The 21,824-nt window shown below is 38.4% G+C and carries 22 protein-coding genes; 7 read left to right on the forward strand and 15 right to left on the reverse strand.

Going from position 1 to position 21,824, the window contains the following annotated elements; genetic code table 11:
• The first annotated feature begins 82 nt into the window (after positions 1 to 82).
• From BXY41_RS19520 to BXY41_RS19540, 5 genes are all read left to right on the forward strand, one after another.
• Entirely contained in the window at positions 83 to 964 is an 882-nt protein-coding gene (locus tag BXY41_RS19520; protein ID WP_104438559.1) for a LysR family transcriptional regulator, read from the forward strand.
• A gap of 83 nt (positions 965 to 1,047) precedes the next feature.
• A complete protein-coding gene (locus BXY41_RS19525; protein ID WP_104438560.1) occupies positions 1,048 to 1,758 on the forward strand; it encodes a response regulator transcription factor in 711 nt (236 codons plus the stop codon).
• Positions 1,759 to 3,171, forward strand: coding sequence for a sensor histidine kinase (locus BXY41_RS19530; RefSeq protein ID WP_104438561.1), 1,413 nt, complete (start codon positions 1,759 to 1,761; stop codon positions 3,169 to 3,171).
• A gap of 108 nt (positions 3,172 to 3,279) precedes the next feature.
• A complete protein-coding gene (locus BXY41_RS19535; RefSeq protein WP_185140379.1) occupies positions 3,280 to 5,757 on the forward strand; it encodes an ABC transporter permease in 2,478 nt (825 codons plus the stop codon).
• A gap of 24 nt (positions 5,758 to 5,781) precedes the next feature.
• The gene (locus BXY41_RS19540; RefSeq protein WP_104438562.1) at positions 5,782 to 6,468 is read left to right on the forward strand and encodes an ABC transporter ATP-binding protein; all 687 of its coding nucleotides are present in this window, start codon (positions 5,782 to 5,784) and stop codon (positions 6,466 to 6,468) included.
• Positions 6,469 to 6,565: 97 nt separating this feature from the next.
• Here the strand turns inward: BXY41_RS19540 and BXY41_RS19545 are convergent, their stop codons facing one another.
• Both BXY41_RS19545 and BXY41_RS19550 read right to left on the reverse strand, forming a co-directional pair.
• On the reverse strand, positions 6,566 to 7,348 hold the full coding sequence (locus BXY41_RS19545) for a CAP domain-containing protein (protein ID WP_242980251.1): 783 nt from the start codon (positions 7,346 to 7,348) through the stop codon (positions 6,566 to 6,568).
• A 147-nt stretch (positions 7,349 to 7,495) separates the two neighbouring features.
• Positions 7,496 to 8,371, reverse strand: coding sequence for a LysR family transcriptional regulator (locus BXY41_RS19550; RefSeq protein ID WP_104438563.1), 876 nt, complete (start codon positions 8,369 to 8,371; stop codon positions 7,496 to 7,498).
• Positions 8,372 to 8,501: 130 nt separating this feature from the next.
• Here BXY41_RS19550 and BXY41_RS19555 point away from each other — a divergent pair, with 130 nt between their 5' ends.
• Both BXY41_RS19555 and BXY41_RS19560 read left to right on the forward strand, forming a co-directional pair.
• A complete protein-coding gene (locus BXY41_RS19555; protein ID WP_104438564.1) occupies positions 8,502 to 9,224 on the forward strand; it encodes an AzlC family ABC transporter permease in 723 nt (240 codons plus the stop codon).
• Positions 9,217 to 9,531 (forward strand): AzlD domain-containing protein, encoded by a 315-nt coding sequence (locus BXY41_RS19560; RefSeq protein ID WP_104438565.1) that lies wholly within the window; start codon positions 9,217 to 9,219, stop codon positions 9,529 to 9,531. The genes BXY41_RS19555 and BXY41_RS19560 overlap by 8 nt, the downstream gene beginning before the upstream one ends.
• 56 nt (positions 9,532 to 9,587) lie before the next feature.
• On the opposite strand, the gene BXY41_RS19565 is transcribed toward BXY41_RS19560, so the two are convergent.
• The 13 genes from BXY41_RS19565 to folK form a co-directional block, all read right to left on the reverse strand.
• Positions 9,588 to 10,271: a flavin reductase family protein gene (locus tag BXY41_RS19565; RefSeq protein ID WP_104438566.1), complete on the reverse strand. Its 684-nt coding sequence runs from the start codon at positions 10,269 to 10,271 to the stop codon at positions 9,588 to 9,590.
• Between the two features lie 69 nt (positions 10,272 to 10,340).
• On the reverse strand, positions 10,341 to 11,252 hold the full coding sequence (locus BXY41_RS19570; protein ID WP_104438567.1) for a helix-turn-helix transcriptional regulator: 912 nt from the start codon (positions 11,250 to 11,252) through the stop codon (positions 10,341 to 10,343).
• A 140-nt stretch (positions 11,253 to 11,392) separates the two neighbouring features.
• On the reverse strand, positions 11,393 to 11,557 hold the full coding sequence (locus BXY41_RS19575; RefSeq protein WP_341457866.1) for a hypothetical protein: 165 nt from the start codon (positions 11,555 to 11,557) through the stop codon (positions 11,393 to 11,395).
• A 46-nt stretch (positions 11,558 to 11,603) separates the two neighbouring features.
• Positions 11,604 to 12,125 (reverse strand): folate family ECF transporter S component, encoded by a 522-nt coding sequence (locus tag BXY41_RS19580; protein ID WP_104438568.1) that lies wholly within the window; start codon positions 12,123 to 12,125, stop codon positions 11,604 to 11,606.
• Positions 12,122 to 13,981, reverse strand: coding sequence for a glutaredoxin domain-containing protein (locus BXY41_RS19585; protein WP_104438569.1), 1,860 nt, complete (start codon positions 13,979 to 13,981; stop codon positions 12,122 to 12,124). The genes BXY41_RS19580 and BXY41_RS19585 overlap by 4 nt, the downstream gene beginning before the upstream one ends.
• 24 nt (positions 13,982 to 14,005) lie before the next feature.
• On the reverse strand, positions 14,006 to 14,821 hold the full coding sequence (locus BXY41_RS19590; protein WP_104438570.1) for an energy-coupling factor transporter transmembrane component T family protein: 816 nt from the start codon (positions 14,819 to 14,821) through the stop codon (positions 14,006 to 14,008).
• Positions 14,815 to 15,723, reverse strand: coding sequence for an energy-coupling factor transporter ATPase (locus BXY41_RS19595; RefSeq protein WP_341457867.1), 909 nt, complete (start codon positions 15,721 to 15,723; stop codon positions 14,815 to 14,817). Before BXY41_RS19595 ends, BXY41_RS19590 begins: the two co-directional genes overlap by 7 nt.
• A complete protein-coding gene (locus BXY41_RS19600) occupies positions 15,695 to 16,543 on the reverse strand; it encodes an energy-coupling factor transporter ATPase (RefSeq protein WP_242980253.1) in 849 nt (282 codons plus the stop codon). The genes BXY41_RS19595 and BXY41_RS19600 overlap by 29 nt, the downstream gene beginning before the upstream one ends.
• Before the next feature lie 4 nt (positions 16,544 to 16,547).
• Positions 16,548 to 17,060: a folate family ECF transporter S component gene (locus tag BXY41_RS19605; RefSeq protein WP_104438573.1), complete on the reverse strand. Its 513-nt coding sequence runs from the start codon at positions 17,058 to 17,060 to the stop codon at positions 16,548 to 16,550.
• A gap of 16 nt (positions 17,061 to 17,076) precedes the next feature.
• The gene (ggt, locus tag BXY41_RS19610) at positions 17,077 to 18,834 is read right to left on the reverse strand and encodes a gamma-glutamyltransferase (RefSeq protein ID WP_104438574.1); all 1,758 of its coding nucleotides are present in this window, start codon (positions 18,832 to 18,834) and stop codon (positions 17,077 to 17,079) included.
• Between the two features lie 39 nt (positions 18,835 to 18,873).
• Entirely contained in the window at positions 18,874 to 20,139 is a 1,266-nt protein-coding gene (locus tag BXY41_RS19615) for a bifunctional folylpolyglutamate synthase/dihydrofolate synthase (protein ID WP_104438575.1), read from the reverse strand.
• 13 nt (positions 20,140 to 20,152) lie between these two features.
• A complete protein-coding gene (locus BXY41_RS19620) occupies positions 20,153 to 20,932 on the reverse strand; it encodes an N-formylglutamate amidohydrolase (RefSeq protein WP_104438576.1) in 780 nt (259 codons plus the stop codon).
• 23 nt (positions 20,933 to 20,955) lie between these two features.
• Positions 20,956 to 21,816, reverse strand: coding sequence for a 2-amino-4-hydroxy-6-hydroxymethyldihydropteridine diphosphokinase (gene folK, locus BXY41_RS19625; protein WP_104438577.1), 861 nt, complete (start codon positions 21,814 to 21,816; stop codon positions 20,956 to 20,958).
• Positions 21,817 to 21,824: the final 8 nt, after the last annotated feature.

Raw genomic sequence — 21,824 nt, forward strand, 5'->3', positions numbered from 1 at the left:
TCTATTCCCCTAAAACCATATTTTTTTACTTATATATCATATATCACCGGTATGTAAATATGATATCAGTCAGGAGGAAGTCATGTCCATTAAAACATTGATGATCTTTGTCACCGTCTATAAGGAAGAAAGCATTACTGCTGCTGCCAATAAGCTGAATATCAGCCAGCCTGCCGTAAGCCTTGCAATCCGGGAACTGGAAAATGAATATTCCATCCAGTTATTTGAGCGGGTTGGAAGGGGCATTCAAAAAACCAGTGCAGCCCGTCATCTGTACGAATTCGCGTCCCACATTACCTCTCTTTATATGGAAATGGATCTGGAATTTAAAAAGCAGAATCAAACCACTCCGCTGCGCATCGGTTTTTCAAGCACCATCGGAGCCTGCCTGATGCCTGAGCTCATTCATTGTTTCACAAAAGACAATCAGATTCCCATGCCTTACTTAAAAGTTGACACCTCAGAAAAAATAGAAGCTGCCATTCTGGAAAACCAGCTGGATCTGGCTCTCACAGAAGGAGTCAGCAGCTCGGATAAAATTCTGACGGAACCGTTTGCCAAAGAACAGTTAGTGCTGGTGTGCAGCCCTTCTCACCCTTTTGCCCAAAAGGAGAACCTTACGCTGGCGGACTTAAGGGAAGAACGTTTTCTTTTGAGAGAAAACGGAAGCCAGACCAGAAAGCTGGCGGAAGCTGCCTTTCACCTCCAGGATTTCATTCTCCGCCCTGTCCTTGAGAGCACCAGCAACGAAGCAATTATATGGGGAGTTCATACAAATCTTGGAATTGCCATACTGCCGGAACGCCAGGTGGCCCAATACTTGGAAAAGGGATCACTTCTTGCCCTGCCCCTTACGGGAATTGAACTGAAGCGGGAATACCAGATAATTTACCATCAGAATAAATATTTAAATCCGGAAATGCTGCGTTTTATGGAACTGGTGAAAAGTAAATCATTACCGTAAATATAGCCTGTTATTAAATCGCTGTTGCTATTATCTGTTTGACCGTTTATGATGGTTCTATCAGGATAAATGCGGGGGATATTATGGAAATAAACAGCAAATTATTATTGGTTGATGATGAAAGGGATATTGTTGATCTGATACAGGAAGTGTTGCAGCAGGATGGGTTTCGTGACATCAAGCGGGCGTATTCCGGGCTTGAGGCATTACGCATCTGCCGGGAGTTCCAGCCTGACGTTGTTGTGCTGGATGTGATGCTCCCGGATCTTGACGGCCTGGAGGTATGCAAAAAAATCCGGGAATTCTCCTACTGCTCCATCCTGTTTCTTTCTTCTAAGAATGATGATATTGATAAGATTCTGGGGCTTTCCTGCGGAGGTGATGATTATATTACAAAGCCATTCAGTCCAAGAGAATTGGTTTTCCGCATCAAAGCCCAGCTTCGCCGTCAGCAGTATCAGGCCTCACCCTGCCTGGGGGACAGGGAAATTTTAAATGCCGGGGCTCTTACTCTGAATAAAGAAAGCTGCCGTGTCTATAAGTCAGGGCAGGAAATCTATCTGACAGGACGTGAATTTCTGCTACTGTCTTATCTGATGGAAAACACGGATAAAATCATCAGCAAAGAGCGCCTGTATGAAAAAGTCTGGGGCGAATACAGCAGCATTTGTGATAATACCATTATGGTTCATATCCGCCATATCCGCGAAAAAATTGAAGACACTCCTTCAAATCCACAGCAGCTGATTACTGTAAAAGGCCTGGGATACAAATTAAAGAAGAGGACTGAATAAATGAAAAAATCCGGATACTGTACCATTTTTCATATTTATCTGATTTTCTTTCTATCGCTGCTTGGAACAGTTATCACAGCTGCATCCCTCTTTTACTTATTAATTACGGTTAAAACACCTGCCGGCATAAACACAAGAAGCGACTGGCCCAAAACAATAACGGAGAATTTCAAGGAATACATTGTTTTGACAGATGGAAACCCACAAATCCTGCCTGAGGGACTGGAACTGCTTCAGGAAAATGAGATCGGACTTCAGATTATCGATCATTCTGGCAATGAACAGTTCAGCTGTCAAAAGCCGGACCAGGCTCATCCCAGTTACTCTGCTCCTGAACTTTTTAAGCTTTACCAGACAGGAACATTAAATGGCAGCAAAACAACCGCTTTTGTGGGGACAGTTACTGACAATGGGAATGACTATGCCTATATACTATATTTTCCAATGACAATTTCCAAAATAACCATGTATCTCAATGGAGACCGGTTTACAGACGGAAAAACAATTGTATTCTTTATCCTGGGAATGCTGTTTTCTGTTATTTTAATTTCCGGTTTGATTTATGGATTCTGGACAACACACATCATGAACCGCTTAACAATCTCCATCAGAGAAATTTCATCCCGCAACTATCTTCCAGTTCATGTTAATGGTGCTTATAAGGATCTCTACCTTAGTCTGAACACTCTGGATTCAGAAATTAAAGAAAGCGACAGACTGCGGGAACAGACGGAAACAATGCGGAAAGAATGGATTGCCAATATTACCCATGATTTAAAAACACCTTTATCCCCTATAAAAGGATACGCTGAACTATTACAGGAAGACGGTATTAAAACAGAGGAACAACGCAAGCAGTACTCACAGGTCATCTTAAAAAATGTCTCATTTATGGAATCGCTGATTCATGATCTGAAATTAACCTATCAGCTGGATAATGGTATGATTCCTCTGAATCTGCAGGAACAGAATTTCATACGCTTCCTGAAAGAGCTGGTGATTGAACTCTTAAATAATCCAGAATATGAACAACGTACCATAGGCTTTGAATCTTCCGTGGAAACATTTTTATTCACTTTCGATCCCGTACTCTTAACAAGAGTATTTCAGAATATCATTCTCAATAGTTTTGTCCATGGAGATGAAAATACCGCGGTTACTCTGCAGATATCCGTTTCTGATACCATGCTTTTGATCAACGTATCTGATAATGGAATGGGAATGTCAGAAGAGGAAACCCATTCCATCTTTCAGCGCTACTATCGGGGAACGAATACCGAGCCTAAGTCTGGTGGAATGGGCCTGGGGCTTGCCATTGCAAAAAGCATTACAGAACTTCACGGAGGAATCATTACCGTGTCCAGCACGCCTTTAATTGGAACATCCTTTCATATACAGTTTCCCATTGGTTAAGGTTAATTAAGGTTGCCTGAAACGCAGATTAAGGTTGATAGTCTATCATTTCATTATGATAGCTGTCAGCCTATTTTTATGCCATTTAATCAGAAAGCAGGTGTTTAGTTGAGAATTATTATAAAATACATTTTAATCAATGGGAAAGAGCACAAAGCAAGAACTGCAGTTATGCTTCTGTCAATCCTTATTTCTTCCACATTGCTGTTTGTGTCTTTTTCTCTTGCTTCTTCCTATGAAAGCGCACAGGAGAAGATGGCACGTGGTATGTCAGGAAGTGCAACAGTTTCTATTCATGCTCCAGGGGAATCAGATTCCTTAAAAATTGAGGATATACCCGTCTTACCCCTGATCAGTGCCAAAGTCGGTATGCTGAAAGAAAGCTGTTTCTATCACGAAAATGGCTATTATGAAACAGTGGACTTAATTGCAGCAGATCTGTCACAGCTTGATGAGATCAATAAGCCTCGTCTCCTGGATGGCAGAGAACTCAAAGACTTCTCCGGCAGAAAAATTATTCTTCCTGACCGGTTTACTTTAAAGTACGGCATTAAAAAGGGCGATAAGATCACCCTGCAAATCGGAGGAAATCCAGTTTGTTTTGAGGTAGCTGAAATTGCTGCTTATGATACTGTTTTTCTGAGAAAAACAAGGGGGGCAACCGCACTTTTACCGCTTTCTACGTTATCCGGGCTTTTTAATAGAACAGATGGATACAACGAGATTTTAATAAAACCTGCAAAAGGTGTTTCTACAGCAGATCTGATAAACGGGCTGGAGTCCGTGCTGCCTGACGGCAGATTTCAGGTCTCTGAGATTATAAACGAAACACAAATAAAAGCCGATGCAAGGCAAAAGTCCATGCCATTTTTTCTGATTAGCTTTTTTTCCCTCACAATCAGTGTTTTTATCATTTACAGCAGCTACAAGGTAATTACACTGGACCGGCTGCCTGTGATCGGAACGTTTCGAAGCATAGGTGCAACTCAAAAAGCGGTTACCCGTATTCTTCTTTTGGAAAGCCTGTTATATGGCAGTATAGGCGGACTATTTGGCATTCCAGTCGGAATGGCTGTGCTGAAACTGATTTTGCACGGTATGGGAAAGTCTCTGCCACAGGGAATTGAAATCCCCGTTGTTATAACACCGTTCAGTATCATAGCCTCTTTCACTACAGCTTTTGCCATTTCTCTCCTTAGCGCATGGATTCCGGTTTGCCGGGCAAGCCGCCTTCCCATTAAGGAGGTTGTTCTTGGTACTGTTGAAGAGCCCTCCCCTCCCCGGCACTTAATCATTGGATCAGGAAGTATTCTGTTTCTAATATCAATATTTGTTCCAAAGCTTGTTCCTGAAAACATGTTGAATCTGGCTGGCGGGTTTTCCTTATCAGGGCTGATTGCAGCAACCATTTTAATCATTCCCCTTTTGACAAATCTGGTTTCCATAGGGCTTGAATGGGTTTACGGCCTGCTTTCTCATAATATAGGCAGGCTGGCTGCCAGAAACATGCGGGACAACAAAAACATCACACAGAACATTACACTGCTTTTTATCAGTATTTCCGCAGTGATCGCAATCAGTGTTGTGGGAGATTTCGTAAATACCTATATCAGTGATGTATTTAAAGGCGCAGAATTGCAAGGCTTTGCAGACGGGCAAATGACCCCTGAGTTTGTAGATCAGGTAAAAAATATAGATGGGGTTCATAAGGTGCTCCCACTCTTTGTGTACAAGAATGAATTACATGGAAACGGCGTTCTATTTTCACGTCTTGAGGCGACAGACAACCTGGAATGGTATAATTCCATGCTGGCACTTCATTATACAAAACCCCTTATGGAGGAGCAGGCTGTTTCTGCATTTGCCGCCAATCGATCCATCCTATTAAGCGAGAGTTGTCTGAAGCGGACAGGACTTACTGTGGGAGATACTCTCACACTATCCAATGGAAGCGCTGCTGCCTCTTATGTTATAACCGGCAGTTTTAAATCCAGGGCAACTGATGTGGAAGCCGTGATTCCATGTTCTTATGCAGCCATTGATTTTGGCATGAAAAACTATGGCTTTTTAGCTTATACTGCCACTGATCCTGATGGGGTCATGATTCAAATCCGTGATCTGTTTGGCAATACACAAAACTGGAGCCGGACAGTGAAAGAATTTAATGAAGACGCCCATTCTACAGTAGGGGCCTTTTTAAAACCCATGCACAGCCTGACTTACTTTATTTTATTACTGGCTGCAATTGGTGTTATTAATAATCTGCTCATTAACTATATGCAGAAACGCCGTACCATCGCCATGTATCATTCAATCGGTCTAAGCATCCGGCAAAACAGGAGAATGACGGTAATTGAAAGTTTTTCCTGCGGCATGTTGGGAGCAGCAATTTCCATATTTGTTTCCTATATGGAAATAAGAACAATTTTTATAGTGGCTGGTCCAAAAATCACTATGGAACCAGCACTTAGTGCCAGAACATTTTTAATGGCAGGGGCAAGTGGGATATTAATCACCCTGTCTGGTTCTGTCATTCCGATTATTAAAAGCCGGCAGATGAAAATAATAGAAGAGATCAAATTTTAAAGTCATAAAATGGAGGTTCTGAAAATGAAACCATTAACCAGTACCATAGCTGTTGAGGGCAGACATATTGTAAAAGATTTTCGGCTTGGCGAAACCATAACCAATGTATTAAAAGATGTGTCTTTGGAAGTAATGCAGGGAGAATTTGTATCCATTATGGGACCTTCCGGTTCCGGGAAAAGTACGCTCCTTTATATACTTGGCGGCCTTGACTCTCCCACCAGCGGCACCATACGTCTTAACGGTACCGATATCTCCCATCTGAAAGATGAACAAATGAGCCGGTTACGCCGTCAGAAAATAGGATTTGTATTTCAGTTTTATAATTTAATCCCTAACCTGAATGTGGAAGAAAACATCATGCTTCCTTTGCTTTTAGATGGCAGGAAATGGAAGGACTATAAAAAGAAATTAAGCTACATTCTGGAATTGACAGGGTTATCTGACAGGCAAAAGCATACTCCCCGTGAATTGTCAGGCGGACAGCAACAGCGTGTGGCAATTGCCCGTGCCTTGATTGGAAGCCCTGAAATTCTTTTTGCAGACGAGCCCACTGGAAATCTGGACAGTAAAACCGGAGCGGAAATTATGCACCTGCTGCACCAGATCAATGAGGAAAGTAAACAAACGATCATCATGGTTACGCATTCAGCAGAGGCAGCCAAAAGCAGCAGCCGGATAATCACTGTCCGGGATGGAATGGTTGAATAAGTTTTTCGTCTATGATCGCTTATCAGCAAAAACTCCCCGCCAAACACAACGTCTGGAGGGGAGCCTGATGTATGGAGTCCGGTGAGGACTTATTTTATTAGTATGTAAACAACTGTACCCAGTACTGTGTACCTGCACTGTTTTGTAAATTACCAACACCGATATGTGTAAAGTTCTTATTTAAGATGTTAGCGCGGTGTCCGGCACTGTTCATCCAGGCATTCATAACTTCTTCTGGTGTTTTCTGTCCCCAGGCAATGTTCTCGCCTGCGCCCTGGAAGTTAACGCTCTGCTCTTTTAATGCAGTGGAGAAGGAGCCGCCGTTAGGACGTACATGATCAAAAGAGGTCTGAATTTCATTGGCTCTTACATTAGCTGCTTTTTCTACGTTAGCATCGATGGTAAGAGGAGCAAGTCCAGCTTTTGCTCTTTCTGCATTTACCAGATCAACAACCTGCTGAGTGTAGGTCTTGTTGGATGTGGAACCGTTGTTGGTATTGCCATTGTTTGTGTTACCATTATTGGTATTACCGTTGTTGGTATTACCGTTGTTGGTATTACCGTTATTGGTATTGCCGTTGTTGGTATTACCATTGTTTGTATTTCCATTATTGGTATTGCTTCCGTTACCATTGTTGCAATTAGCATTATTATTACCATTGCCGTTGATTAAACTTGACCAGTCAAAATTGTTTGAGTTGATCCCAAGCTGCTGAAGCTTCGCCTTTAAATCACTGGCATTGCAGGAGCCATAAATTGCAGTCACGTTTCTTCCGCCATAGCACTGTTTGTATGAGTTATTCACCGCTGCATTTGCTGTTAATGGAAGCATGCTTGTTAAGGTTAACGTAATCAATCCAATTGCCTTTAGTTTCTTCAATGTTATTTCCTCCTTTTGGGTTTGTTACAATTTTATTACATTTGTGTTACAAGAATATGATAGCACTCTCACTTCCATTTTTCCAGTGGTAATACATGGTAATTATTTTACCAGATTCCCAGAATCGGAAAAAGGTATTTTCCATACTCATTCCAATTCTTTGTATGCATCTGTCAAATAGTCCAGAAAATGCCTGCTTGCAGCAGGTAAAATCCTCTGATCCTTAAATACAACTCCAATGGTTCTGCTAAGCGGCGGTTCCATATTTCTTATAGCATTTTTGTAATCCACCCTGTTTAAAATTAAGTCGGAAAGAATCCCCACACCCAGTCCTTTTTCAATCATCGCCATAATTGTATAATCATCATGAACAATATATTGAATGTTTGGCTTGATTCCATGCTGCTGGAAATATTCCATAGGCTCATTCATACTTCCCTCTTCCAGCAATATAAATGGCTCCTGCGCCAATTCCTCTATTGGAATATTATCTTTCGCTGCCAGGGGATGGTTGATGGGAAGAACTGCAAGCATGGGATCTTTTTTTAAGGGAATGGTTTTCAGTTCCTGATCGGTTACTGCCTGGGGATTAATGAAACCAAAGTCCACGCTTCCTTCCTTCACCAGCTCCTCGATTGCCGTGTAGTCTCCCTGATAAAGCTGAAAGCTGACAGAGGGATATTGTTCTTTGAATCCTTTCATCAGTCCCGGAAGCCAGTGACAGGATACACTGGCAAATGTTCCAATACGGATGGATACATTCTGAATTCCTTCTATCTCACTTCGTTTTTCCATCAATTCCCTGTATGCATGGCAGATATTTTTTATGTAAGGCATAAGTTCTGCACCGTCCGGAGTCAGTGTTACTCCTTTTTTTGACCGTACAAAAAGGACTGTATCAAGTTCCTCTTCCAGAGACTGAACCATCTGGCTGACAGCAGACTGTGTATAACCCAGCTCCCTTGCCGCTTTCGTAAATCCCCCGCATTCCGCAATTTTAACCACTGCCCGGTACCGGTTCATTCATCTGCCCCCTTATCCATCAGTTTTCCTAATGTTTCCATTATAAACATTTGTTTTACTGATGTAAAGAACCGTGGTATATTTTTCTTAGTTTACCAAAAGGCTACTGGCCATTTTACGGAGGATTTTTATGAATCAGCGCAGCTTACAATATACTACCGGAATAAAGGACGGGATTCCAATTGGGCTTGGGTATTTTGCAGTATCCTTTACCTTTGGCATCATGGCAGCTAACACAGGGCTTACACCATGGCAGGCCATCGTGATGTCACTTACCAACTTAACCTCAGCAGGACAGTTTGCCGGACTTGGGATTATTAAAGCAGGGGCATCCCTTGGAGAACTGGCACTTGCCCAGTTTGTGATCAATTTAAGGTATAGCTTAATGTCCTGTTCCCTGTCCCAGAAATTGAAAGAAGATACTCCTTTTATCCATCGTCTTCTTATTGGATACGGCGTAACAGATGAAGTTTTTGGTGTTTCAGTGTGCAAATTCGGAAAAATAGATCCACTGTACTGTTATGGACTCCTGTCTGCAGCCGTACCTGGCTGGACGTTTGGGACTGCTTTCGGTGCAGTGTCAGGAAGCCTGCTTCCAGACCGGATTATTAGTGCATTAAGCGTGGGGTTATACGGCATGTTTGTGGCAATTATTGTACCGCCGGCAAGGGATAACCGGACTTTGGCGTGGGTGGTAGCTGCTTCCATGATTCTTAGTTTCCTGTTTTCCTGGCTACCATGGCTGCGTATGATTTCTTCTGGTATGAGGCTTATTTTTTTGACAGTTGTGATTGCAGGTGCAGCTGCATTTTTATTTCCATTTCCAACCAACGAGGAGGATTGTTATGAATGACCGTATCTATGTATACATTTTGGTAATGGCAATTGTGACTTACGCCATCCGCGTACTTCCTCTGACTCTGATCCGGCGGGAAATAAAAAATACATGGGTACGGTCATTTCTCTTCTACGTTCCTTATGTAACCTTGTCCGTGATGACGTTTCCGGCAATTTTGTCAGCTACCAGGAGTATCTGGTCTGCGGCGGCGGCATTGGCGGTGGCGGTGGTGATGGCTTATAGGGGAAAGTCGTTAATCTTTGTTTCCCTGACGGCTTGCGGGGTTGTGTTTTTGATGGAGTTAGTGTCGTTTACTATATAACGATTCTAATTAGAAACGAGAATATTTAATGTCAAGAAATCACCCCAGGTTTATGTTTATTTCGTGATCCACTCAAGGTGAGCGCCCGGTTCCACTGTTCCGTAATTTATTGGCGCAATTTCTCCTGTTTCAGGATTGGTCGGCTGGTCAATTTGATATAAATATCCGTTTTTTCCGTATCTTCCAAACGCACTTTGGTCGTAGCGTTCGCGATCCATACAAATGTTGACGGCTTTCAATCCAACCACCACTTCTTTGCTTCCCTCAAAAAGCTCATGTTCCCATAGAAACTCACATTCCATATTTAAAAAGCACTCTTTGATTCGAGGCGCATTAACCTTTGAGGCTTTCTCTGCCGTTAAACCAGATGCGGTGATTTCATCTGTTTCAAACTCATTATTACCAATTGTTTTAATACAGCGGTCATAAATATCTTTTGAAGGAAAATTCAACACGCAAACCTGCGTCTCTTTTAATGATTGATACATATGCCCGCCTTTATCCACTTTTCCCATGATACAGATGAAGTTATCAGCCCCGCTGCCCGCAAAGGATGACCAGGAATGCAGACAGGCGTTTTCTTTACCGTTGGATTTCCAACCTGTAACGACGAACACCAGTGACGGCATGGCTGTCACTAAATCAAACCAGGACAAATTGCCGCAGGCTTCCAGGTATTGCTTTGTATCATACCCGTTAAGGCTTTCCGGCCTTTCAAAAATAGAAATTTCCTTTTTCATACTTAATTCCTCCCTTTTATTTGATCTGTGTATAGAGTAACAAATAGAATAAGACAACTGTATGTCGTATTACTTATATTGATTTAATATATTTTTTGCATTCAGGCAAATTTCATCCATTAAATCGAGAGGTTCTATGACCTTTACGGCATCACCATAACTTAGTATCCATTGTAGTAAGTAATTACGATTTGTAAAATTGTTTTCAAATATTAATTTGCCGGATTGATTATCAAATGTTATACATTCCGGACCATATTCATCAATTAATCTATATTTTACACTTATATCAAAAAGGGCTGTCAGTTTTATATCATCGCTCCAAATATAATGATCAAAATCAAGTTCTTTCTCTGAAATAACTCGTTCTTCATAACTTGTTTTAAGATTTTGTAATTTGCTTAAACGGTTCAATTTAAAGAGCCTGTAATCCTCTTTCGTTAGACAGTACCCATAAACATACCATGCAGACCATCTAAATATGATGAAATAAGGTTCTATCGTACGTTCGCTTTCTCCTTTTTCAGAATAATATTGGAATTTAATTAGTTCCTGATTATTAATAGCCTGTTTTATCAACTCTATTTTTTCAGTCAGGCTCACTTGATAAAATGAGGCTAAATCAATAATAATTCTATTATGGCCAGAAAGGACAGCACGCTTTTTATAAGCGAATTTCTCCATAAGACTTTGAGTATAAGTATATTTTGAAACGCTGTCTGCGCTCTTAAGTCCCATAAAAATTGCACTCAGTTCTTCTTGTGTCAGTATTGTCTGATTGATTTTATACCCTTCAGCAATGGAAAGCCCCCCTCCATATCCCTGCATGGACACAATCGGGATTCCAGCTTTGCATATATGATCAATATCACGCTGGATCGTCCTGCTTGAAACTTCAAACCGCTCCGCCAACTGGGATATTGTTGTTTTCTCCTTCTGCAAAAGAATTGTAATAATACCGATTAAACGATCTATTTTCATATGCTCACCCCTATCCCATTATAACATAAGAATGGGAAATTAACCTCTTGCACAGGTTAGTTTTCTAAATCCGGCAAAGACATGTCAGCATAGCTTTGTTTATATGAATATAATAAAACATGGCAACATTCCCCCCAATGTCACCATGTCCTTCCCGCCTTAAACTTGTCGCCGGCTTTTCCTGTGATTTTTCCTTCTACCAGAGCCATAGAGGTATATGCTCCCAAAGAACCTACGTCAAGAGGATTCCACAGATACATATATGGACAGGAATGTGCTTCATCATTCCCTATGTATTCTGCCATTTCATTGTTATCACCGGATGGCTGGAAGAGAATGCAGCTGATCCACTTAATCTTCTAATTGATTGACTACAGCCTTTTGTCTTAACTCTGCAATAGGATAAACAACCAATCTAATTACAATAACTTCTATTGGTATCATAACTACATTTTGGAATACCCTGGTTGGAAGTACAGCAAGGTATCCTTGTCCCGTTAACATATATAACCAAAATGAATTTAAAAATATACTGACAGCAATATTAGCGAACGCTACTACCCCCAACACACGCCAGGTCTTTTTGGGTTTTTGATACAAAAACAAACCATATAAAGCTCCTTTTAGCAATGCAGATATTGTAAATCCCGGAAAATATCCAAACGGATTAAGCATGGCTATTATAATATCCCCTAAAGCTGCATTAACTGACGCATAGAAAGGACCATACAAGATTGCGGTTAACGCAAGAGGAACAAATCCGAATCCAATCTTCATATATAACGTTGAAATAGTTAAAAACCTGCCTGCGATTATCTGTAATGCTAACAAAACACCTAAAACAGCTATTTTCTGACCAAACTTTTCTTTCATCTCATTTTGCCTCCCTTAACTTGTAGTTTTTCTTCTATAATGTTATCTAAGGTACCCGAATCTAACATCTCCGGCAGTACACTTCCGGAAGCGATAAAATCTCCCCAAAATAGAATCTGCGGAAACCTGTTCCACCCCGTTCTTTTAACTACTTCTTTTCTCATTCCATCATTATTAGAAAGATCAATTCTAATATATGGTAGATTGTATCGTTCCAATAGCATACTGTCTCTTTCAATATAATATTGGGTACATTCTTTACTGTCATCTATAAATAGAATAACATTTTTCTCAAAAAATTCATTTTTCATTATACTCTCTGGCTCACTTATTAGTGTCAGCATATTACGTTCTTCTTCAATAACTACTGGATATCGTTTCATCTCTCCCTTTTCATTTCCAGTAAATAAAAAATCATTGGTCAAAAGGCAGGTAGTTACTAAATCATTAACAGATATGGAAGAAACGCTATTCTTGATTAACTCGTCACATATTCCAATCTTCATACTGGTAGATATGTAGGCCAGCCTGCTATTATCCGAACAATAAGATACTTTCCAAATACGGCCCTCTGTTATTTTCCTATAACAAATTTTATAATCCTTTTTAATATTCACTATCAGGATAGTACCTTCAAATGTGGAAATATAGATATATTCCTTTGAACAATTATAAGCCATGGAGGTAAAATGATAACCGTCGCATTTTATAATCTTCTCGATCAGGTTCTTCTGGCGATCCCAGATTATAAGTTCTCCTTCGACACTGAGAATGGCTATTTTTTGCTGTAATTCCAAAGAACAAATATCAATTAACTGATTGCAGCTGATCTTAAATGTTTCTATTTTTCTTGTATTCAGATCATATAATAAAAATATACCTTCTGCCGACACAGCATATACGGTTACATTTATAATGCATAAATTATTGAACCATAGTTTTACTCGTTCCAGTAGTTTTATATTTAATAAATTATTATCTATTTTAATAATTTCGCCTCTGCTGGTAACTGCAATTAAATTATCCTGGGAAACGGCTGCAATTGCATTAAGCCAACCCACTGAGCATTTCAGGTAATTTGATACGCTTTCGGACATATTGTATCCCACAACCTCACCATTTTCTGATACAGAATACAACATACCCTGGTGTACATAAAGATTCCATATTGCCCCGCCGTTTATTCCAATGTCTTTAATATCATTATAGGGAACAGAGTATAGCTCACCATACTCTGTTCCAATATAGAAATTGTTTTTTATATAGGCAATTGACAATATCCATCCTTTTTTTACTGGATAGGCACCTGAATAAATACCTGATTTTAGATTCCACTTTCTGATATATCCATCATAGCCCGATGTAAATAAACTATCTCCTACAATACAGGCATCTGTTACCCAATTCGTGTGATTTCCTGTAAACGCTTTCTCCTCTCCTCCTTCCTTCTTCACATAAATGTCAAATGAATTTCCATAATAGACTCTCATATATGTAGTCTCTGAAATGTATATCTGCTTCCTTATCTTTTTCCCAGAGTTTGCTTCATTATTTTTTAAAATGACATTTTGTGGTATAGATGTTCTTCCTATTTTTTGTTCTATTTTTAAACAATTATCTTTATATAAAATATTAATCGTATAATGTTCAAAAATCAGAACTAACGTTTGTTTTTCCTTCCGGATTTCACAAAAGCTGCGGGAGTCAAAAAATCCCAAATATTCTCTATTAAAAAATTGAGGGTTGTATATCTCTAATCTATTATCCGAAAATCCCAGTACTAAGAAATCAATGAAATCTTCCATGAAAATAATAGGTCGGTCCTCAGAAAAAAGTGAAGTGACTTTTTTTGTCATATCTGTTACTTCCTCCTATAATAATCAATAAAAAACTTTAGGTATTATTGTGTTTATATATATGACCAAAGCTCCTGTTACCCCTGTAGTTATAAAAAGGAAGAGATCATATTTTTTATATTTTAGTTTTTCTAAATAAGTACGTGTGTTTTTGCTGTCATAGCAACGGCAGCTCATGGCTAATGTAAGTTCGTCAGCACGTTGAAAGGATGCCATAAATAAGGGGATTAATATTGGAATGCGGCTCTTTACCCGCTTTATAATACTACCCGAATCCATATCAGCCCCTCTTGCTTTCTGCGCGGAGATGATTTTATCCGCTTCTTCTACTAAAGTGGGTATGAATCGTAAAGCTATCGTCATAGTCATAGCTATCTCCTGGACAGGAAAATTTAATTTATTCAGGGGATTTAAAAGCTGCTCTAACCCATGTGTTATCTGCATTATAGATGTTGTATAAGTAAAGATATAGGTACCGATAACCAGACAGACAAGTCTGATACACATAAAAATAGCCGCCCAAACACCTCTGTCAGTGATTTTAAGAAATCCGATTTTCCACAAAACATTGCCATCTGTTAAAAAAATATTAAAAATCAGTGAGATGCCTAATAAGGGAATCATAGGATCTATACTTTTTTTTAGTAATTTTAATGATACTCCTGACAATATAATTGCACCAATAATAAAAGCCACGCCTGATAATAGTGATAGAAAATTTGAAGCTGCAAATAAAATAAAGATGTATATAAGGCCAACTATTATCTTAGCTCTGGGATCCATTTTATGAACGATGGAATTACCCGGAAAGTATTGTCCAATCGTAATATCTCTTAACATTTTTGTCCGTCCTTTTCTTTGAGTTTAAATAGATCTATGATCTGATGAACAGCATCTTCAACTGAGGTTGTTAATGGATCGATAGGAATCCCTCTTTCATTTAAACCCAGGCAGATCTCCATAATCTGGGGGATAGATAATCCTATTTCTTTGAGCTTTTTTGCATGGCAATATACATCTGAAACACTTCCGTTTAATACTATTTTTGTATCATTCATAACCAATATTTTATCCGCATAATTCGCAACATCTTCCATATTATGTGAAACTAATATGATTGATACATTATTATTCCGATGATACTCATTTATTTCTCTTAATATCCTGTCTCTTCCCAGGGGATCCAATCCTGCAGTTGGTTCATCCAGAATAAGTACTTTGGGATTCATTGCGACAACGCCAGCAATTGCTGCTCTTCTTTTTTCTCCCCCAGATAAATCAAATGGTGATTTAGATAAGATTGTTTTATCCAGTCCAACAAAGGAAATAGATTTCATCACTCGTTCATTGATCTCTGACTCCGGTATTCCAATATTCATCGGACCATATGCGATATCTTTATACACAGTTTCTTCAAACAGCTGATATTCGGGATATTGAAATACCATTCCTACCATAAATCTATATTTTCGAAGATTCTTTGGATCGGACCAGATATCTTGTCCTTCTATAAAGACTTTACCTGATGTCGGTTTTAAAAGTCCGTTTAAATGTTTAATTAAAGTTGACTTTCCTGAACCGGTATGTCCAATTAATGCAACAAATTCTCCCTGTTCAATCTCAATATTAATATCAGAAATTGCAGTCTTATGAAAAACACTTCCTGAGGAATATTCATAATTCAAATGTTCCGTCTTGATGATAGGCATATTATTACACCTCCAAAAGCTTGTATATTTCATCAATGCATTGTGCTTCTGTAAGACAATTCAAAGAAATATCAATTCCTTCTGATCTCAATAATTGCATTAATTGGATTGACTGGGGAATTTTCAAACCTGCATTTTTAAGTTCTATGTCCCTGTTAAAAACTTTTGACGGAATATCATCCATCAACACCGTTCCGTGTTTCATTACTATTACTCTGTCACACTCCACTGCCTCTTCCATAAAATGCGTAATCAAAATTACAGTAATACCAAATTTTTTACGTAATTGCTGTATGACAGCCATTACTTCCTTTCTGCCTTGCGGGTCCAGCATAGAGGTTGGCTCATCTAATACAATACATTCTGGTTTCATAGCCAATATACCCGCTATTGCAATTCGCTGCTTTTGACCGCCTGATAATTTATGAGTGTCCCAATTTGCATAATCTTTCATAGAAACTGCTTCAAGCGCCTCATCAATGCGTATGCGTATTTCTTCTGATTCCAACCCCAGATTTTGCAGGCCAAACGCTACATCTTCCTGAACTGTTGACGCTACTATCTGATTGTCTGGATTTTGAAACACCATACCTATATGTTTTTTTATCTCTATCCGCATATCTCTGATTTTTGAGTCATTAAAATATAATTCTCCGCTTTTTGATACCAGGACTCCATTAAAATGCTTGGCCAGCGTAGACTTACCAGATCCATTATGTCCTAAAATAGCAATGATGCTTCCAGGGGTTATGTCTAAATTGATATGGTTTAAAATAGTTTCCTTTTGCTCTGAATTCTTATAATAAAATGAAACATCATCACATTTTAAAAAATTTTTCTTTTCATCACTCACAATTCTATTCATCTCCGCTAATTGTCTTTTTGTTATATCTTAATTCAATAATTTTATATCCAAGTACCCATATCATAAGAATCATAATAGGTGCCATAAGAATATTCTGAACAATTCTTATTGGAAGAAGAGCGCGTATCGCCTGCCCTGTCATTTGATACACCCATATGGTACTTAAGCCGCAGCTTATTATAAAATTGTTAATGAACACTGCACATATGATTCTCCATATTTGCCTGGTTTTGTTATGTAATATGGCTCCGTAAACGATTCCTGACAGAACTGCTGACAGAGTAAGTCCTGGATGAAATCCCGCAACAGGATACAACAACAGGCCAATTACATCGCCTACACCACCAGATATGCCTGCCCACATCGGACCATACAATATCCCAGTCAAAGCCAATGGGAAAAAGGCAAAGCTGATCCGCATGATAGGAGTTGTAATTGCCAGATAACTCTTTAATACTATCAGCAAGGCTGTCAGCATTGATGTTACTACTATTTTATTTCGCATTTCTTACCCTCACTTTCTAAGCCGCTGGAAGCAGTTTCTCGTATTCACTATATTTTTTCGTAACTTCTTCGTATGAAATAGATTTATAATTTCTTCTCGGATCAGCGCCACCATGGTATTTTTGTGTATTTGTATCATAATACACAGCTGCAATTCCCCCTAAGGCGGAATTATATCTGCTTACATCATTAAACACATATCCTAAATTTAATAATTCGTTTTTTACGTCTGGTTCGAAATAGCTACCTTCTATTGTTAATATTGGATTATATAAATCCAGAACAAAAGCGCGGGGCAAATCAATAGCCTGCTGTATATTCATATCAAAAATCAAAACATTATTTAAAACTGCTAATATAGCAGGTGGAATTGAACTATTGCCCGGTGAGCCGATTGCCATAACTGGATCACGATCTTTTAAAACAATCGCCGGTGTAATAGTACTTCTGACCCGTTTCCCTGGTATAACATAATCCGGACTATCAGCTTTTAAAGGATCATGTTCTAAATTACTTATATGGCTATTATAAAAAAAGCCTAAACCAGGAGCCATGTATTTACACCCCCAGGCGCTCCCGATCGTATTGGTTGTTGAAACTAAATTCCCATATTTGTCCATTACAGAAATATGACTTGTCTCCTTACTATCCTCTCCACCTGATTTTACAGGATTTGTTATTAAGTCACCGTGGGGCGGATTAATCATAGCTTTATTAACAGGCATACTGGCAAGTCTTTTCTTTGCATAATCTTTAGATACAATGGTGTCTGTCGGAATATTAAAAAAAGCCGGGTCTCCCAAATAAGTGAATGCATCTGCCATTCCTAAACGCAATGCTTCATTTAGCGTAAATAAATATTCAGAAGAATTGACTCCCATTGATTTTAAATCGTAGTTTTCCAATATATTTAGAGATTCTAACAGCCACTCTCCTCCATTGGATGGCATGGAAGGCACTATAATGTTATAGCCATGATATGACGTTTGAATAGGAACCCGTTCAATAGCTCTATATTTTGACATATCATCTAAAGTAATTAAATTGTTTCCATTCTGCAATCCAGTTACAATTTCACCAGCCAGTTCACCTTTATAGAAACCTTCTATACCTTGCTCTGCCAGTTTTTCCAGGGTATCTGCCAGTAATTTATTTTTTATTATATCTCCTTCTTTAATTGGCTTTCCATTATTCAAATAAATATCTGCAAAATCAGGGTTTTGAGATAAGATATCATAGTTACTTTTAATTGAATCTGCTAATCTTTTATCAGCTATGAATCCATTTCTTGCTAATTGTATCGCAGGTGCCATTACTTCTTCCCGACTCATTGTTCCATACTTATCAAGTGCGGTTAGTATTCCATACACCTGACCAGGTAAGGCAGCATTCTTAGCAGTATTTTTGTCTGTTTGTGGATTAAACCAGCCTGCTTTCATATTAGATGGAACCGTCTCCATATACTCGATGACTATACACTGATCATTTTCTTTCGTATATATTGTCATAATGCCACTCCCCCCAATTGAACTCAAATTAGGTTCGACTACACCAATTGTAAAAATAGTTGCCACTGCGGCATCCACAGCATTTCCACCCTTTTTTAATATATCTATCCCTATTTGTGATGAATATTCGCTGGCACTTGAAACGACACCTCCGTTTCTGATAGCTCCGCTATCACCGCTGGCAAAAACTGAAACATTATTTAAGAGCATTAATAAAACCGCTAATAAGAACATTTTTAACGGTTGTATCCCGACATGCTTTTTCATGCTTTTCACCCCATATATCGCTTACATTCATATTGTATCCTAACGTCCATAAAATGAACGTATTTCACTGGCGATTGAAAATGAACCTACTACACAAATGACATCCTCTTTTTGTGACCCTTCAAGTGCTGTTTTTATTCCATTTAAGGGAGTTTCGCAATTAACTATAGTGGAATTGTATTTTCTTAAACAGTTGGTTAAATCTTCTGCGTTTAAAGCTCTCGTATTATTAGGGGTGATAGTATAGAATTTTTTTGCATAAGGCGCGATTATATCAATCATTGAAATGTAATCCTTGTCAGCTAAAACACCAAATACAAAAGTTATTTTTTTTCCTGGAAAGTATTGGATCAAACCTTCTTTCAGAGCCTGAAAACACTGTGGATTATGTCCCCCATCTAAAATTACAACCGGATTCTTCTGCAACACTTCAAATCTGGCTGGCCATGTGGTTTTTTTCAAGCCTTCTTTAATATCAGCATCGCCGATTCTCCACCCCCGCTTTTGTAATGCAAATACCGTTTCTAAAACAACAGCAGTATTCTTAAGCTGATGGCATCCTAAAAGTTTAATAAAAATATTTTTCATGTTTTTATAATCAAACATCTGACCATCTAAATCTGAACTTACTGGAATTAATTCTGAGAAATCTGCAATGAATAAATCTGCATTTACTTTTTTGCAGGCTTCTTCCACAACATTAACAACCTCTTGCCCTTGCTGATACAAAACAACCTGGCAATCTCTTTTTATAATTCCGGCTTTTTCCCTTGCGATTTCAGAAATAGTATTTCCAAGTTGTTCCATGTGGTCCAGACCAATTGAAGTTATTACAGCCACCTCTGTATTTTCAATGAAATTTGTACAATCAAGTCTTCCGCCCATTCCGACTTCAAATACTACGATATCACAGCACTTACGTTTAAAATATTCAACTGCTATCATTGTAATCAGCTCAAATTCAGTGGGACCCTCCTTCATTTTTTCAACAAAAGGTTTTATAAATTCAACGATTTCAATCAATTCAGAATCTGTAATGCAGCGGTCATTAACCTGATAATACTCATTAAATGTAGATATAAATGGAGACGTAAACAGTCCTACACGATAACCAGATTCATTTAGTATATTAGCAAGCATTCTGGAGGTTGAACCTTTTCCATTTGTACCTGCGACATGAACAAATTTTAGTTGTTTTTGTGGATTACCAATTAACTCATTAAGCTCTATAATTCTGTCTAATCCCAGTTTAGTTCCTTTCCATGACTTGCTATGTATAAATTTTATTGCTTCCTCATATATCATCTTTATCCACCCTTCAAAGTTTACTCCAAATATTAAACGTCTCTACTAAAGCTTTTTCTAATCTGATTTTCGCACTCTTAAATAATTTTTCATTATAGGCAGAAACTTCCTCCTCTCCAAAATACCTGTTATCTATATACGCCCTATAATTTATTTCGAATATTAACCCCTGAAATACGTCACCATACAGCGATCGATAATACTTAATTGTATTTCCACCTTTAAATATTGAATCAATGTTAGTAGAAAAATCATATAACTGCAGATTTTCTTCAAACACTTTTACGGTTTCTCTGTCAGAAGTGGCTCCATCTGAATTTCCAATGCAAATATCCTCATTATATTGCTGAAAAAAGCTGTGTATATCTATTAAATATACCTTCCCAAATTGTAGAATCTTCTCAGACAGCTGTCTTTTCAATTCCTCATGATAAGGCTTATAGTATGTTTCTATCCGCTCAGCTATTTCCGTTTTGCTTAAAGAGCTTTCATATAATCGTGTTCCAAAGGTATTGCTTTCATAAACAACTGATTGTACATAATTATCTGATTTAAACTGATTGGGTGCTCTATTTAAATCAACCACATACCGGCTGATATTGGAAATGATTTGTGTTACCCCATATTCCTTTAAGAAATCAAATAACTCCGGCAAAAACCAATCCATATTGGTCATCACTGCTGACTTTTTCATCCTGTTTCGAATGGAATCAGGCAGATATGTACCACTATGTGGAAAGCTTACAACAACAGGATATTGGCTGATTGTATTTAACACATTATATAAATCCATAATTGCTTTAAATAACCCCCTTTTTAATCCGCCAATGTAATAATTTCTAATGATTTAATTCCCTCCAACTGCTCTTTTTCCAATTTATCTTTTAATTCTTGCAGTCTCTTATGTAAAATAGGATGTACATAATTAGCTTTCATTTCGCAAAGTGGTTTCAGAACAAACATTCTTTCATGCAATCTGGGGTGTGGAATGATTAAGTCTTCATTTTCATATATTTCGTGATTAAACAAGAGGATATCAATATCTATTGTCCTTGGTCCCCAGTGGACAGTTCTAACACGTTTTAATTTGTTTTCAACCTCCAAAACATGGACTAATAGTTCTTCCGCTGTCAGTAGTGTTTTAAGTTCTACACAACAATTAAGGAAATCATCCTGTTCAACGCCTCCCACAGGTGACGTAATATAAGAAGAAGATTTGCTTATTATCACATTTCTGGAATCACTAATCAGCTCCAGTGCTTTAACAATGTTCTTGTTCTTGTCACCCATGTTGGAACCTAATCCTAAAAATGCTGTACTCCATCCTCTCTTTATCTTTACCGATACATAATTTACAATGCATCCGATAGGTGCCCATGGTTTTTTTATTTCTACCACTATCTCCTTAACCATCTGATATTTAAGAAGAATTGCATCTGCGATTACTTCTGCACAGCTTTCAATTAAATCATAGGATTTGGCGCCAAATATATCAGAAACCAGGTTACAAATATCCGCATAGTTTACTGTGGAGCCTAATTCATCATTCACTCCTGCTTTCCGGACACATAATGACAATTGCAGGGATATCAAAAACTTCTGTCCCAACTTTTTTTCTTCTTCCAGAACTCCATGATAAGCAAATATCTCTAAATCTGTTATACTTATAGTATCCAAACAATTAC

This window comes from Lacrimispora xylanisolvens (assembly GCF_002934545.1).
Classification (GTDB): Bacteria; Bacillota; Clostridia; order Lachnospirales; family Lachnospiraceae; genus Lacrimispora; species Lacrimispora xylanisolvens.

What these genes read in the sequence shown, in the direction of transcription:
- BXY41_RS19520 (WP_104438559.1), top strand. Translation starts at nt 83, where the DNA reads ATGTCCATTAAAACATTGATGATCTTTGTCACCGTCTATAAGGAAGAA.
- BXY41_RS19525 (WP_104438560.1), top strand. Translation starts at nt 1,048, where the DNA reads ATGGAAATAAACAGCAAATTATTATTGGTTGATGATGAAAGGGATATT.
- BXY41_RS19530 (WP_104438561.1), top strand. Translation starts at nt 1,759, where the DNA reads ATGAAAAAATCCGGATACTGTACCATTTTTCATATTTATCTGATTTTC.
- BXY41_RS19540 (WP_104438562.1), top strand. Translation starts at nt 5,782, where the DNA reads ATGAAACCATTAACCAGTACCATAGCTGTTGAGGGCAGACATATTGTA.
- BXY41_RS19550 (WP_104438563.1), bottom strand. Translation starts at nt 8,371, where the DNA reads ATGAACCGGTACCGGGCAGTGGTTAAAATTGCGGAATGCGGGGGATTT.
- BXY41_RS19555 (WP_104438564.1), top strand. Translation starts at nt 8,502, where the DNA reads ATGAATCAGCGCAGCTTACAATATACTACCGGAATAAAGGACGGGATT.
- BXY41_RS19560 (WP_104438565.1), top strand. Translation starts at nt 9,217, where the DNA reads ATGAATGACCGTATCTATGTATACATTTTGGTAATGGCAATTGTGACT.
- BXY41_RS19565 (WP_104438566.1), bottom strand. Translation starts at nt 10,271, where the DNA reads ATGAAAAAGGAAATTTCTATTTTTGAAAGGCCGGAAAGCCTTAACGGG.
- BXY41_RS19570 (WP_104438567.1), bottom strand. Translation starts at nt 11,252, where the DNA reads ATGAAAATAGATCGTTTAATCGGTATTATTACAATTCTTTTGCAGAAG.
- BXY41_RS19575 (WP_341457866.1), bottom strand. Translation starts at nt 11,557, where the DNA reads ATGGCAGAATACATAGGGAATGATGAAGCACATTCCTGTCCATATATG.
- BXY41_RS19580 (WP_104438568.1), bottom strand. Translation starts at nt 12,125, where the DNA reads ATGAAAGAAAAGTTTGGTCAGAAAATAGCTGTTTTAGGTGTTTTGTTA.
- BXY41_RS19585 (WP_104438569.1), bottom strand. Translation starts at nt 13,981, where the DNA reads ATGACAAAAAAAGTCACTTCACTTTTTTCTGAGGACCGACCTATTATT.
- BXY41_RS19590 (WP_104438570.1), bottom strand. Translation starts at nt 14,821, where the DNA reads ATGTTAAGAGATATTACGATTGGACAATACTTTCCGGGTAATTCCATC.
- BXY41_RS19595 (WP_341457867.1), bottom strand. Translation starts at nt 15,723, where the DNA reads ATGAAATATACAAGCTTTTGGAGGTGTAATAATATGCCTATCATCAAG.
- BXY41_RS19605 (WP_104438573.1), bottom strand. Translation starts at nt 17,060, where the DNA reads ATGCGAAATAAAATAGTAGTAACATCAATGCTGACAGCCTTGCTGATA.
- ggt (WP_104438574.1), bottom strand. Translation starts at nt 18,834, where the DNA reads ATGAAAAAGCATGTCGGGATACAACCGTTAAAAATGTTCTTATTAGCG.
- BXY41_RS19615 (WP_104438575.1), bottom strand. Translation starts at nt 20,139, where the DNA reads ATGATATATGAGGAAGCAATAAAATTTATACATAGCAAGTCATGGAAA.
- BXY41_RS19620 (WP_104438576.1), bottom strand. Translation starts at nt 20,932, where the DNA reads ATGGATTTATATAATGTGTTAAATACAATCAGCCAATATCCTGTTGTT.